At 60.9% G+C, this 14086-nt stretch carries 12 protein-coding genes and 1 tRNA gene; 5 read left to right on the plus strand and 8 right to left on the minus strand.

All coding sequences use genetic code 11. From position 1 onward, the window contains the following. Positions 1 to 327: 327 nt before the first annotated feature. Positions 328 to 813 carry a CarD family transcriptional regulator gene (locus DWY05_RS00925; protein ID WP_117820515.1) on the plus strand — a complete coding sequence of 162 codons (486 nt, stop codon included), beginning with the start codon at positions 328 to 330 and terminating at the stop codon, positions 811 to 813. Positions 814 to 1169: 356 nt separating this feature from the next. Further along, complete coding sequence (locus tag DWY05_RS00930; protein WP_117820514.1) at positions 1170 to 1928, plus strand: transposase; 759 nt, start codon at positions 1170 to 1172, stop codon at positions 1926 to 1928. Between the two features lie 132 nt (positions 1929 to 2060). On the opposite strand, the gene DWY05_RS00935 is transcribed toward DWY05_RS00930, so the two are convergent. Together DWY05_RS00935 and DWY05_RS00940 are read right to left on the minus strand one after the other, a co-directional pair. Next, on the minus strand, positions 2061 to 2660 hold the full coding sequence (locus DWY05_RS00935; protein ID WP_117820513.1) for an HD domain-containing protein: 600 nt from the start codon (positions 2658 to 2660) through the stop codon (positions 2061 to 2063). 170 nt (positions 2661 to 2830) lie between these two features. After that, positions 2831 to 4117: a glutamate-5-semialdehyde dehydrogenase gene (locus tag DWY05_RS00940; RefSeq protein WP_117820512.1), complete on the minus strand. Its 1287-nt coding sequence runs from the start codon at positions 4115 to 4117 to the stop codon at positions 2831 to 2833. A 112-nt stretch (positions 4118 to 4229) separates the two neighbouring features. Between DWY05_RS00940 and DWY05_RS00945 the strand changes: the two genes are divergently transcribed. Then, positions 4230 to 5648: an alpha/beta fold hydrolase gene (locus tag DWY05_RS00945; RefSeq protein ID WP_117820511.1), complete on the plus strand. Its 1419-nt coding sequence runs from the start codon at positions 4230 to 4232 to the stop codon at positions 5646 to 5648. Between the two features lie 235 nt (positions 5649 to 5883). Here the strand turns inward: DWY05_RS00945 and proB are convergent, their stop codons facing one another. The 5 genes from proB to DWY05_RS00970 all read right to left on the minus strand — a co-directional run bounded on the left by proB (position 5884) and on the right by DWY05_RS00970 (position 10373). Then, positions 5884 to 7011, minus strand: coding sequence for a glutamate 5-kinase (gene proB, locus DWY05_RS00950; RefSeq protein WP_117820510.1), 1128 nt, complete (start codon positions 7009 to 7011; stop codon positions 5884 to 5886). A gap of 103 nt (positions 7012 to 7114) precedes the next feature. Next, on the minus strand, positions 7115 to 8620 hold the full coding sequence (locus tag DWY05_RS00955) for a nicotinate phosphoribosyltransferase (RefSeq protein WP_117635036.1): 1506 nt from the start codon (positions 8618 to 8620) through the stop codon (positions 7115 to 7117). Positions 8621 to 8704: 84 nt separating this feature from the next. Beyond that, a complete protein-coding gene (locus DWY05_RS00960; protein ID WP_117820509.1) occupies positions 8705 to 9112 on the minus strand; it encodes a hypothetical protein in 408 nt (135 codons plus the stop codon). 64 nt (positions 9113 to 9176) lie between these two features. Then, positions 9177 to 9249, minus strand: a tRNA-Ala gene (locus DWY05_RS00965). A 179-nt stretch (positions 9250 to 9428) separates the two neighbouring features. Beyond that, complete coding sequence (locus DWY05_RS00970) at positions 9429 to 10373, minus strand: radical SAM protein (protein WP_117820508.1); 945 nt, start codon at positions 10371 to 10373, stop codon at positions 9429 to 9431. 526 nt (positions 10374 to 10899) lie between these two features. On the opposite strand from DWY05_RS00970, the gene DWY05_RS00975 reads away from it, so the two are divergent. Further along, complete coding sequence (locus DWY05_RS00975) at positions 10900 to 12099, plus strand: MraY family glycosyltransferase (protein WP_117820507.1); 1200 nt, start codon at positions 10900 to 10902, stop codon at positions 12097 to 12099. A 161-nt stretch (positions 12100 to 12260) separates the two neighbouring features. Next, on the plus strand, positions 12261 to 13310 hold the full coding sequence (trpS, locus tag DWY05_RS00980) for a tryptophan--tRNA ligase (protein ID WP_117820506.1): 1050 nt from the start codon (positions 12261 to 12263) through the stop codon (positions 13308 to 13310). A gap of 382 nt (positions 13311 to 13692) precedes the next feature. Here trpS and DWY05_RS00985 read toward each other — a convergent pair whose 3' ends face one another. Continuing rightward, complete coding sequence (locus tag DWY05_RS00985; RefSeq protein ID WP_117820505.1) at positions 13693 to 14013, minus strand: MGMT family protein; 321 nt, start codon at positions 14011 to 14013, stop codon at positions 13693 to 13695. Positions 14014 to 14086 lie beyond the last annotated feature (73 nt).

The following is a 14086-nucleotide window of genomic DNA, read 5'->3' on the forward strand; positions in this document are numbered from 1 at the left end:
TAAAGCCCCCGAGCTCTTGGTCACTCGTAGGGCAAAAGCCAGAGTTTGTAGCACTCTATCACAAGCGACGGGCACTGTCGCAGGGTAAAGCTAATAGATATTGCATATGCACAAAAATGACTACAGCTTGTATGGAGTCACTCAAAGATGCCAGTCTGCCTGCAGATTATGCAGGCGTTGAAAATGCATAAAGGTGTGAATGAGCTGCGTCTGTTATCGAATACTCTTACCTATCAGAGTTGTGTGCTTTTCCTGCATAAAGTAAGGGTTTGCGCACGTCAGCGTGTTATTCTAGACATACGTAAATTCGTATAAGTTGGAGGTAGCATGTTCTCAATCGGTCAACACGTCATTCATCCGGGCCAGGGAGTCTGCACCGTCGTCGGTTTTAGGGACGACACACCGCAGCCCATGCTGCTGCTCGAGACCAAGCAGGGACATGCGCAGACGATCCTCATGTACCCCGTGGCGCAGGCCGACCGTCTGCATGCCGCCATCTCCCAGCAAGATGCCGAGCACCTGCTGAGCCACTATGACGAGCTGGAGTGCGACACCTTTACCGAGCGCAACAGCTCACTTGAGGAGACGCACTTTAAGCAGCTGCTCAAGCTGGGCGCGCCCGAGACGGTCCGCGTGGCAAAGACCATGATGCACCGCATTCGCCAGGCCGAGGAAGCTGATAAAAAGCCCAGCTCCTACTACATGCGCGTACTCAAGGAGGCCAAGCGCCGCTCTATCGAGGAGTTCGCCGTGGCCTTGGGCGTCACCGAGGAGGACGCCGAAGCCCGCCTAGCCCAAGCCGCCCTCAACTAACCTGCCAAAAAGGGACAGGTTTATTTTGGCAGGTTTTATCTGGCCAAACGTCGATGAACAATTAGTAAATGGCCGGGCGCTCCGTTTTATTTTGAGCGCCCGGCCATTTTTCTATCTACGTAGAAATGCGTGAAGCCCATTTGCGACGTCTTCACACAAGAACAATCCAGCTCGACGCTGGCAACGTCCGCATCCGCATCGAGGGCTCTCACCCCGCTCAATTACCATTAAAAAGCATCAATTTGAAAACGCAATAACATTTCGGCAGGTAGCAGCTATAGTCGGTGAACTGAATCTCGACAACCAATACCTCCCAATAAGGTATCTTCAGCCCATCCGAGCTAAAAGGAGGGGCCATGCCGAGAAAACCTCGTTCAAAGTCACCGACTGGTTTTTTCCACGTCACATTGCGCGGGAACGGAGGGCAATTGCTGTTTGACGGTGACGAGGACCGAATCGCCTTGCTTCAAATCCTCGATGCGATCCTCCCCAAACACAATATTGAGCTTATCGCTTGGTGCCTTATGGGAAATCACATTCATCTGCTCGTCGACGATCCGGACGACCGCAAGAGCGACGCGATGCACGCGATAGCCGTATCGTATGCGGGCAGGTACAATGCACGCGCGGGTCATATCGGCCACGTATTTCAGGAGCGCTTCTGGGATTCGCCGATTAAATCGGAGGAGTATCTGCTCGAAGCAATTCGATATATTCATTTGAATCCTCAAAAAGCAGGACTGGCGACGTATGACGACTATCCATGGAGCAGCCATCGTGAGTACCTAATGGGAGCAAGGTCTCGGCCGCATGTCACCGGGGACGTTGTCGACGCACTTTTTCCGACGCCGCGCTCATATCTCAAGTTCATGAAAAGTGTACCCACGCTGCCCTATCGTCCGAGCGCAACGGCAAAAGTGCGAGAGGAAGATCTAAGTGAATTTGGTGCGGCAGTCGTGCAAAACGTCGCGGGATGTGCGCCCACAGAACTCAAATCCATCTCCAAGGCACTTCGCAACGAAGCGATACTGGCCCTTCGAAAAGAAGGGCTGACGATCAAACAGGTTCAGTTATTAACCGGGTTGGGAACGTGGATTATAAAGAATGCCGCATAGTCACCTGCCGGCAACGACAGAATAGTCCCGAGGCGTCACAAGAAAACGGAAACGCCTCCGCAGCTAAGAACTACAACGGAGGCGTTTCCGCAGATAAAACATGCCAAAATAAACCTGTCCCTTTTTGGCAGGTTAGGCCTGGAAGGTGTCGCGGTCGGGCGCAAAGGACTGCATGGCCGCGATGGTGCGGTCAAAGAGCTCGGGGAGCTCCCAGCCCAGCATCTCGGCGCCCTGCGAAATCACGTCGCGCGAGCAGCCGGCGGCAAAGCGTTTGTCCTTGAACTTCTTCTTGAGCGACTTGGTCGTAAAGTCCATGACACTCTTGCTTGGGCGCATGATGACGGCGGCACCGATCAAGCCGGTGAGCTCGTCGCAGGCAAACAGAATCTTCTCCATCTGCAGTTCGGGCTTAGGCAGTGAAGCATTGAAATCGGACGTGTGCGTCTGGATAGCGCGGATGAGCTCGGGCGATGCGCCCTCGCCTTCAAGGATCTCGGCCGCATAGATGGTGTGGTTCATGGGGTCGTCCTCATGCTCCTCCCAATCCAAGTCGTGCAGCAGGCCGACGATGCCCCAGAACTCCTCGTTCTCGGGGTCGAACTCGCGCGCAAAATAGCGCATGGTGCCCTCGACGGTCTCACCGTGGGTGATGTGGAACGGGTCCTTGTTGTGCTCGTTGAGCAGTTCGAACGCGCGGTCGCGGGTGATTCCGGCGGAAAGCGTCTGGGACATGGCAATACCTCCTGGTGATTCGGTGCTAGGACACGGTGTCACTATCGTATATCGCCGCGGCTCAAGCCGAAAGGCAGAAAAGGTTTGAGGAGAAAAAAGCCGGGCGAACGTGTGCCCGGCAAAACCGCAGATAAAACCTGCCAAAATAAACCTGTCCCTTTTTGGTAGGTTTAGGGACGGACCTGGCCGGTGCCGCGGAGCTTGTATTTGTAGGTGGTGAGGGCCTCGGCGGCAAAGGGTCCGCGGGCGTGGAGCTTTTGGGTCGAGATGCCAATCTCGGCGCCCAGGCCAAACTCGCCGCCGTCGGTGAAGCGCGTGCTGGCGTTGGCATACACGGCCGAGGCATCGACCGCATCCAGGAAGCGCTCGCAGGCATCCACGTCCTCGGCGATGATGGCCTCGGAATGCATGGTGCCATAGCGGTTGATGTGCGCGATGGCCTCGTCCTCGTTTGCCACGACCTTCACGCTCATCTCGAGCGCCAGGTACTCGCGGCCCCAGTCCTCCTCAGTCGCGACGACGTAGTCATCGCCCTCCACAAAGCCGGCGCCGGCGCATGCGGCGCACGTGGCCTCGTCGCCGTGAATGAGTACGCCGTGGTCATGCAGCACGGCAACGACAGCGGGCAAGAACGTATCGGCCACAGCACGGTCGACCAGCAACGACTCGGTGGCATTGCACACGCCCACGCGCTGCGTCTTAGCGTTGACGATAATATTGAGCGCTTTATCGAAGTCGGCGGATTCATGCACGTAGATGTGGCAGTTACCCGTGCCCGTCTCGATCACCGGCACAAGCGACTCGCGCACGCAGCGCCGGATCAGGCCTGCACCGCCGCGCGGAATGAGCACATCGACGATGCCGCGGAACTTCATGAGCTCGCCGGTTGCCTCGCGGTCGGTAGACTCGATCATCGAGACGGCCTCGCGCGGGAAGCCCTTGGCCTCGAGCGCATCGGCCAGCAGCTCGGCGATCATGGCACACGAGTGATAGGCCAGCGAACCACCGCGCAGAATGCAGGCGTTGCCGGTGCGGATGCAGATGCCCGCGGCGTCGGCCGTCACGTTGGGGCGCGCCTCGTACACCATGGCGACAAGGCCCAACGGCACGCTCACACGGGTGAGGTCCACGCCGCTTGCGAGCACGCGGTGATCGAGCACGCGGCCCACGGGATCGGGCAGCTCGGCAAGCTTCTCCAGACCGGTGGCCATGCCCTCAACGCGCTCGGGCGTCAGCAGCAGACGGTCGAGGAGCCCCGCCGAGGTCCCCGCATCGCGCGCGGCGGACATATCGAGCTCGTTGGCGGCGACGATGGAGTCGACACCGTTGCGCAGTGCTACGGCCATGGCGCGCACGGCCTCCTGGCGCTGCTCGTCGCTCGCCGTGGCAAGCGAGGCCGACGCTGCCTTGGCGGCAACGGCAAGATCGTGGACATACGTGGCTATATCGACCGACATGGGCGGCCCTTTCTCCTAGAAGTTTGCAACCATGGTAGCCGATTTGCGCATGGCCTCGCCCGCGGCGGTAGAATTGGTCAACCCGAAACACCGCAACGAACGGAAGACTCACATGGCCCTCATCACTTCGTACCACGTCCCCGGCCTGTATGTCGAGGACCACAGCATCGATGTCCCCCTCGACTGGCGCGGCCTGGAGCCGATGCTCCTGGCCGTCGGCAGCACCATGCGCCGCGGCGCCATGCCGGCACCAATCGCCGGCGCGCCCGAGAGCATCAAGCTCTTCTACCGCGTGGTTTGCGCGCCCGACCGCATCAACGACGATCTGCCGCTGCTCCTGTTTTTGCAGGGCGGCCCCGGCGGCGAGAGCCCGCGTCCGCTGTCGCCCACAAGCGATGGCTGGATCGAGGAGGCCGTCAAGCACTTCCGCGTGGTCCTTCCCGACCAGCGCGGCACCGGACGCAGTAGCTGCGTGGACGGACGCACCATCGCGGCGCTAGGTGATCGCGCCGAGGCAGCAGGCGCCAATGCCGCCCGCTCGCAGGCGGACTTCCTCAAGCGTCACCTCGCCAGCTCAATCGTGCGCGATTTTGAGTATCTGCGCCTGGTGGGCTTTGGGGGCAAGCCCTGGGTCACACTCGGGCAGAGCTACGGCGGCTTTTTGACGTTGAGCTATCTGTCGCTCTTCCCCGAGGGCGTGGCGGCAAGCTTTACCTGTGGTGGCATTCCGCACGTGCCGGCGAGCGCCAGCGAGGTCTACGCGCACACCTTCCCACGCATGGCCGCCAAGACGCAGCAGTATTACGACCGCTACCCCGCCGATGTCGAGCGCGTGGCAGCCCTGGCCGATGCGCTCGAGGCTCAGAAGCCCGTGCTGCCCGACGGCTCGCCGATGACGGTCGAGCGCCTGCAGCTCATGGGCAGCGACTTCGGCATGAAGCCGAGCTTTGAGCGCATGCATTGGATTATCGATCACGCTTTTGTTGGCGGCGACGGCACGCTGACCTGCGGCGCCTCGGTATCTGACAGCTTTTTGATGCGCGCCTTCGAGCGCACCAACACGCGCACGAATCCGCTGTACTGGACGCTTCAGGAGTTCATCTACGCCGACGGCGACACCATGCCCATTCGCTGGGCCGCGGCAGAAGAGAAGGCACACCGTGCCGAGTTCGACACGCTTGCGCGCCCGCTCATGTTTACCGGCGAGGCCATGTTCCCGTGGATGTTTGAGCAGATGCCCGAGCTCAAGCCCTTCAAGCCGGCGATGGATCTGCTGATGGAAGACACCAGCTGGGACAAGATCTACGACCCGCAGCGCCTGGCGTGCAACGAGGTGCCCCTGCAGGCCGCGGTGTATTTCGACGACATGTACGTCGATTCGGGCCTGCAGCTCGATACGCTCAGCCGTGTGGGCAACTCGCATGCCTGGGTGACCAACGAGTTCGAGCACGACGGTCTGCACGGCAGCGTGGTGTTCAAGCACCTCTTCGACGAAGCCCTCAACCGAGGAGACCTGCGCCAAATCTTCTAGCAAAGGAGTGTCCCCAAGTGCCGAATAAGTGTCGTCAACGACGATGCCACAGGTAGAGGACAGAAAGCGAAAACGCCTCTAAGCGAGTGGCTTTAAATCGTAGGTCGAACAAAAGAAGCGAGCGCCGCCCAGAGCGAACAAGTTGGCATGAAAAAGGCGAGGCATAGACCTGATGGTCATGCCTCGCCTTTTGAATGACAAATTGTCGCTCTGGGCGGCGCGCAGCGTCGACCCGTTATGCGAAGACGATTAGATTGTCCCTGTGTATCGCCGGCTTCTCGGCCAGGTTAGCGAGCAGGCGGTTGCTGGCGATCTGGTCCTGGCGGCGGCCGGCGGCAAGTTCCAGCACGTCCGAATCGGCCTCGGCGATACCGCGGGCGACGACCATACCGCTCGGATCGCACACATCGAGCACATCGCCCTCGGCAAACTGGCCATCGACCTCGCGAATACCCACTGCAAGCAGGGAAGATCCACGGCTGACCAGCGCCTTCGCAGCACCATCATCGACCGTCACCGAGCCATGCGCCTTGTCGCCCAGCGCGATCCACAGCTTGCGGGGCGCGATGTCCAGGCGCTCAGCCGGCGGATCGAACAACGTACCCACGCTCTCGCCGCGGGCCAGACGCACGAGCGCATCGGGCTCCTCGCCCGAGCAAATCACGCTTTGAATGCCCGCCGTCATCAGAATGCGGCTCGCGCGAATCTTTGTGATCATGCCGCCCGTGCCCACCGAAGTCGAAGAATCGCCCGCCGAGGCGATGATCTTGGCATCGATCTTATGCACGACCGGGACGAACTCGGCCGTGGGGTCCTCGTGCGGATTGGCGGTATAGAGGCCATCGATGTCCGAGAGCGTCACGCACAGATCGGCAGAAACCAGGCAGCTCACAAGCGCCGCCAGCGTGTCGTTGTCGCCGAACTTGATCTCATCGACGGTAACGGTGTCGTTCTCGTTGACGACCGGCACCACGCCCAGCTCCACCAGGCGCAGCAGGGCGTCGCGCGCGTGCAGGTAGGACGTGCGGCGCGCCGTGTCGTGACGCGTGAGCAGGACGAGAGAGGTGAGCAGGTCGCGCGCATGGAACTCCTCGTCGTAGGCCGACGAGATGATGCACTGACCGGCCGAGGCGCAGGCCTGCAGGCTCGGCAGGTCACCGACCGGCTTGCGGTCGAAGCCCAGCACGGGATAGCCGCAGGCAATGGCACCCGAGCTCACCACGACCAGGCGCCAGCCAAGCTCGCGCAGCGCTGCGGCCTGGTCGGCAAGCCCGCCGATAAAGGCGCGGTTGACCTTGCCGTCGGCGCCCACCACCGTGGACGAACCGATCTTTACCACCATCGTTTTATAAGAAGTCGTCATACGTCAAACCAATCGAATGTCGAGCGTTCGGGCGAGCTGGGGCAGTCGGGGCGCCTAGTGCGGGACGGACGAAAATGATCCGTTTTCCTCCGTCCCCTTCGGATCATTTTGCCCAGGGGAAGGCCGAAGCCGCAGCCATGTTCTTGCGCACGAGCTCGTCGCGCACCTGAGCCAGGCCCTGCTCCATGCCCACCACATAGGTCTGCGGGTACAGGAAGCGCTTGAAAGCTGCGTCCAGATGATCGAGCGCCCAAGCACAGCGCTCGCGCGCGTCCTGGATGCTCTCACGCGGAGCCACCGCACTGCCATCGCGCACGATCGGCACCAGCAGCTCGCGATACTCAAGTTCGGACACGTCGGTCACCAAGGCGGCATCATTCACGGCCACGAGGGTATTGCCGCGCGCGGCGCCCTCCCCCGCCAGATGGTCCTCGTCGTAGATCATGTCGCAGACCGGGCCGCCAAAGCCGTCGTAATAACGGCGCACACGTTGCACGCCCGGGATCGTGCGCTTGTAGGGCTGCTCGGAGAGCTTGACCACCGGCGTCCATGGATCTGCCTCGCTCGCACGGCGGGCGGAAAGCTTGTACACGCCGCCCAGCGCCGGCTGGTCATAGCAGGTCGCAAGCTTGGTACCCACGCCAAAGCTGTCGATGGGCGCGCCCTGGTCGAGCAGCGACTGAATCGTGTACTCATCCAGATCGTTGGAAACCGAAATCCCCACATAGGGCAGGCCCTCGGCATCAAAACGGCCGCGAACATACTTGGAGAGCTTGGCGAGGTCGCCGGAGTCGATGCGAATGGCCGACAGACGCTCGCCCACCGCCTCCATCTCCTTGGCAACCGTAATGGCATGCTCGCAGCCCTCGCGCACGTCATAGGTGTCGATAAGCAGCGTACAGTTCTTGGGACTCGACTTGGCAAAGGCGCGGAAGGCCTCGAGCTCGGAATCGAAGCTCATCACCCAGCTGTGCGCATGCGTGCCAAAGACGGGAATACCGTAGCGGCGGCCGGCGAGCACATTGGACGTAGAGGAGCAGCCGGCAACGTAGCTCGCGCGCGCAACGGCCAGGCCGCCATCGGGACCCTGGGCTCGGCGCAGGCCAAACTCCGCCACGGGGCGACCGTCGGCGGCGAGCACCACGCGCGCCGTCTTGGTGGCGACAAGCGTCTGGAACCCGACGATGTTGAGCAACGCCGTCTCGAGCAGCTGGCATTCCAGCGCGGGACCGGTGACGCGCACCATGGGCTCGCGCGGAAAGACGAGCTCGCCCTCGGGCACGGCGTCGATGTTTACATGCGCACGAAAATCGCGCAGGTAGTCGAGGAATCCAGGCTTGAACATCGCGCCGCCGGCAGGGGCCTGGAGCGAGGCGAGGTAGTCGATGTCCTCGGGCGTAAAGCGCAGATTCTCGACCAGCTCGGGCAGCTCGGCGGTGCCGCACATGACGGCATAGGCGCTGCCAAAGGGATGGTCGCGGTAAAACGCGGTAAAACAACCTTGCTCATTGGCCTTGCCGCTCTCCCACAGGCCCTGGGCCATAGTGAGCTCGTACAGATCGGTGAGCATTGCGATGTCGGTGGGATGAGAGATATCGGTCAAAGCCATGGGGCGACCTTTCGGATGCGTTGTGCAGAGGTTGAGGGTTGGAGAAGGGCAGAGTGTTCGGGCATGACACCCGGCGCGAATCGGCTAGAGCAGGCCCATGCTGGTCAGGATCGTGTAGCCCATAAAGATGACAAACGCGATGAGGGCAAGGACAATGATGATTTTTTGAGCCGGCGCCATGCCAGGGATCTCGTTCTCGCCCGTAGGCTCCTTGGAGGTAACCATGCGCTGGGCAAAGCTCATCTCGTCACGGCTCGGTTTGGGCTCGACGGGCTTGGGACGAGTGGCCCTTTTAGGCTGAGGTTTGGGTGCGGTGGGCGCGGGCTTCGCGGCAGCCTCCTCGGCCTTCGCACGCTCGGCACGCAGGGCGGCCAGCTCCTCACGCTCGCGGCGTGCCTCTTCCTGGGCCTCGCGACGAGCTTTCTCGGCGCGGAGCTCTTCCAACTCGGCGCGTTCCTCGGCAGACAGTGGTTGGGACTCAAGCTCGGCCATGGTACAGCCCTTTCTTTTAAAAAAAGCCGCCGACGCAATGTCAGCGGCTTATCAAATCCAAGGGTGGAGACGAAGGGAGTCGAACCCTCGGCCTCTGCCATGCGACGGCAGCGCTCTCCCAACTGAGCTACGTCCCCAGGACAAGTTGATATTTTACCTACGGCTCGCCAACTGTCAACGCCCAATACCCAGTCTTTTTGGGACGGGGCTGTTTTAGCTACCCCGACAGACAACGCGAACGGTTTGGTCGAACAGCGGCAGGGGTAGCTAAAACAGCCCCGTCCCAAAAAGACTACTCAAAGAGCCTCGTCCCAGATTAGCTGGTTTGAGCACTAGTAAGAACACCGGTGGTATCGAACGCCGGGGTGAAGCTCTCGTCTACCGCGCCGCCCTCTTGCCAAAACATCGTCGTAAAGCCCAGGTCGTCGGCATGGTCGAGCACCTGCTCGTACTCCTCGCGCGTCACGGCGCGCGCCAGATCGCCGCCCTGCTCGCGCATGAGCGCATTGGGCGTGTACTGGTTCATGACCGAGATCGGCACGTCGCCCACCGTCTGCCACACCAGGTCTAACACGCGGCACGAGTCATCCGCATGCCCCGGCAGCACCAGGTGGCGCACGATGATGCCGCGCTTCATGAGCCCGCCCTCATCCACCAACTCTCCCCCGCGGCGCTCGACCTCGTGCGCCATCTGGGCCAGACCCGACACGGCCACGCGCGGATAGTCCTTAATATGAGAAAGCGACTGCGCAAGCCCGGCATCGGCATATTTAAAATCGGTGAGCCACACATCGACCAGGTCGCCCAGCGCCGCCACGGCACTCGCGCGCTCGTAACCACTCGTGTTGTAGACGATCGGGATGACCAGCCCGCGCGTCCGTGCCGCGGCAATCGCGGCAGGCAACAGATGCGCATAGTGCGTCGCCGTCACCAAATTGATGTTGTTGGCACCCTGGTCCTGCAGTTCCAGCATAATTTCGACCAGGCGCTCAGGCAAAATCTCAAGGCCAAAATTGCCGGTCGAGATCTCGTGGTTCTGGCAGTAGATACATTTGAGCGAACAGCCGCTAAAGAAAATCGTACCCGAGCCGGCCTCGCCCGAAATAGGCGGCTCCTCCCACATATGGAGCGCCGCGCGGGCGACCTTAAGCGTGTCGTCGGCGCCGCACACGCCACGCGCGCCCTCGTCGCGCGCCGCACCGCAACGGCGCGGACACAAATGGCAGACGGGCGAAAAAAGTTCGGTCAACGACGTCGGCATAAAAACATGCTCCAAAACAATGATTCAGCAGCTCAAACGCAAAAGGACCAGCCGTACAGACGGCTCGAGCCTAAAGGTGCCGTAATCGTCCGACACGATTTTTGTAATGTCAAGACTGGAATCGATAAAGTGCCGCTTTATGATGTAGGTATTCCGCCCCCCGCGGAGCAACTGGGTGAACCGTCGCGTTTATTTAGGGAGCCCACACAGTCGTACTCAGTACAGGTATCCTTCGTTGTTAAGGACGCTGGAACAGTCGATGAGGGCACCCACCTGTTTTAGGTGGGTTCATTTTCGTAACGTGGGGGGTGGTTTTCTTTTGCCGAAATTCACCATTACAGTCCACATGGATCCCCGCCGGCATCCCGACAAGCCATCGACAACATCCCAATATCTGGTAAGCGCGTGATTATCGCTGCGTGCAATTCCATGCACCCCCCTTGGTCGAGTATCATGATTCGGCTATGCCCTTTGCGCATGGCGTTCTTCTGACCTTTCCCTTCGACGCTTGGCGGTTTTTAGATTCATGGCTTCATCCCCGAGCTACATACCGTACCTATGCGTGGCAGCGGCGGCCTTTATCACGACCTTCCTCACGGTGCCCCTGGTCAAGCGCTTGGCAATTAAGCTCGACGCCGTCGACTATCCTTCTAAGCGCCGCATCAACACCAAGCCCATCCCGCGTTTGGGCGGAACGGCGGTGTTTTTGGGCCTGGTCGTTGCCTGCATTGTGCAAATCCTAGGCACCTGGCACCTAGGCTGGCCGCCCGTCCTGGTGCCGCACCCGCGCCTTCACATTAGCTATCCCATGCTGGCGCTCTCCTTTACCGTCATCTTTGCGACCGGCGCTATCGACGACGTCTTCCAGCTCAAGCCCAAGCAAAAGCTGGCCGGACAGGTCCTCGCCGCGCTCATCGCCTGTATCGGCGGCCTAAAAATCGGCGTCATCGTCAACCCGTTTGCCCCCGGCGAGATCATGCTCGGATGGCTCGCCTACCCCATCACCGTGATCTATCTGGTGGCATTCACCAACATCATTAACCTCATCGACGGCCTCGACGGCTTGGCCACGGGCATCTGCGGCATCGCCTCGTTCACCATGTTTTCGATGGCCGTTCTCTCAGGCCGCATCGACGCCGCCGCGCTCTCCATTGCGCTCTTTGGCGCCTGTCTGGCCTTTTTGCGCTACAACTTCAACCCCGCAAGCATCTTCTTGGGCGACTCGGGGTCGCTGCTTCTGGGCTTTGCGCTGGGCTCCATCTCGCTGCTCAACGTGAGTCGCACCGCCGCGCTCACCTCGCTTATCATCCCGCTCATCGTTGCCGGCGTGCCCATCATCGACACGTTTAGCGCCATCGTGCGCCGCAGGCGCGCCCACATTAGCATCGGGCAGGCCGACAAGGGCCACATCCACCACCGCCTGATCCAAGAAGGCTACAACCAAAAACAGGCCGTGCTGCTCATCTATGCCTGGTGCATCATGCTTTCGGCCGGCGCCGCCGCGATTAACCAGGTCGAGGTGCCCATGCGCGTGCTCATCTTTACCGTGCTCGCCATTGGCTCGGCGGCCTTTGCCAAACACCTGCACCTGTTTGAGCCCGTGCTGCGCCACCATTACAACAAGCGCACGCACGAGGACGAGCTCGTCACCCCCGACGACCCCGCCTTTAAGCAGGAGGAGCAGGCAGCCGAGGAACGTAAGGAAGAGCGCCACCGCAGGCGCTAGGGTAAGCTGCCGAGGATGCGTCCAGACGCCGCCGGCCAAACGTGCAGCCACGCCGCGCCCATCGCACAAGCCGCCGCTCTCCCGCCCCTCGCCTACTTACGACCCGCCCCTCCAATAAACGCGTTATCATCTTGACCCATGAACATACGTTAGGAGCAATCATGCCAAACGAGAACAGCTACGAAGTCGCGCTGCAAAAGAGCAACGCCATTCGCGAGGGCCTGGCCAAAACGCCCGAAAAGTTCACCATGCTCACCGGCGACCGCCCCACCGGCCGTCTGCACCTGGGTCACTACTTCGGCACCCTCAAGGGCCGTGTTGAGCTGCAGAACATGGGCGCCAAGACCAACGTGCTCATCGCCGACTACCAGGTCATCACCGACCGCGACACGACCGAGCACATCCAGGACAACGTGTACAACATGGTCATGGACTACCTTGCCTGCGGCATCGACCCCGACAAGACCATGATCTACGCGCACTCCGCCGTGCCCGCAGCCAACCAGCTCATGCTGCCGTTCCTGTCGCTGGTTTCCGAGGCCGAACTGGCGCGCAACCCCACGGTCAAGGCCGAGATGGAGGCCTCGGGCCACGAGCTCACCGGCCTTCTGCTCACCTACCCGGTGCACCAGGCCTGCGACATCCTGTTCTGCAAGGGCAATGTGGTGCCCGTCGGTCGCGACCAGCTGCCGCACATCGAGCTCACCCGCACCATCGCCCGCCGCTTTAACAACCGCTACGGCAAGGTGTTCCCCGAGGTCGACGCGCTGCTGTCCGAGACCCCGCTGCTGCCGGGCCTGGACGGTCGCAAGATGAGCAAGAGCTACGGCAACGCCATCAACATCTCGATGACCGCCGAGGAGACGGCCAAGCGCATCAAGAAGAGCCAGACCGACTCCGAGCGCATGATCACGTTCGATCCCGAGAACCGCCCCGGCGTATCCGGCCTGCTTTCGACGGCAGCCATCTGCACCAGCCGTTCCGAGGTCGAGATTGCAGAGGAGATTGGCATGGGCGGCTCCGGCCAACTCAAGAAGTACGTGACCGAGGCCGTCAACGAGTACTTCGCGCCGATCCGCGAGCGTCGTCAGCGCTACGAGAACGATCTGGATTACGTGAAGGACGTGCTGCACGAGGGCAACCGTCGCGCCAACGAGATTGCCGAGCAGACCCTGGCAGAGGTTCAGGACGCCATGGGCATGGTGTACTAGACCGATCTGCTGGCTTGAGCTTTCGATTGCTATAGGGCGGGCGCTACGGCGTCCGCCTTTTTTGGAGCCGGACCGCTTCGGCTCCGTCCATCACACTCTCCCGACAAACAGGAACAGGCCCGCCGGCAGTTAGCTGCCAGCGGGCCTGTTCCCGAAGTACACCGTTGAATCGCACAGAGGGGAGGAATGCGAATCAAACTCAACAGGGCAGGCTTTTTCATCGCCTATTGCCTGCTCCGTTGCTGAAACCAATATAGTTCGCCGTGGTTTACTTTTTGACGACAAAATGCGCCGCCATAGCTTCTCCATAAGTTAGCCCAAGTAAACTAACACCACAAAGGGGACAGGCACCTTTGTGGTGGTTTACGCCACGGCAGATCCGCTAGAGCCCCGCTGGCCAGCGACAGGCGGCCAAGTCGACGTGCATGTCGTCCTTAAACGCCACACCCTCCCCTAGCAAAAGCTCACGTTGAGCATCGGAACCGCCAAAAGCGAAGCCTTCGCATATGTGCCCGTCGGCAAACACCACGCGGTGACAGGGAATCTCGCCGGGGCGCGGATTACAATGCAGGGCATACCCCACGTACCGCGCGCTTCGTGGACGACCGGCAAGCAGCGCCACCTGGCCATACGTGGCGACCATCCCCTCGGGGATCTGCTCGACCACCTCGTACACCCGTTCAAAAAAGCCCTCAGACGCCATTGCTCGCTCCCTTCCACCCGGAAAAGCATAAACCACCACAAAGGTGCCTGTGTCCCCTTTGTGGTGGTTTATG

It is taken from the genome of Collinsella sp. AF23-4AC, assembly GCF_003462685.1.
Taxonomy (GTDB): Bacteria; Actinomycetota; Coriobacteriia; order Coriobacteriales; family Coriobacteriaceae; genus Collinsella.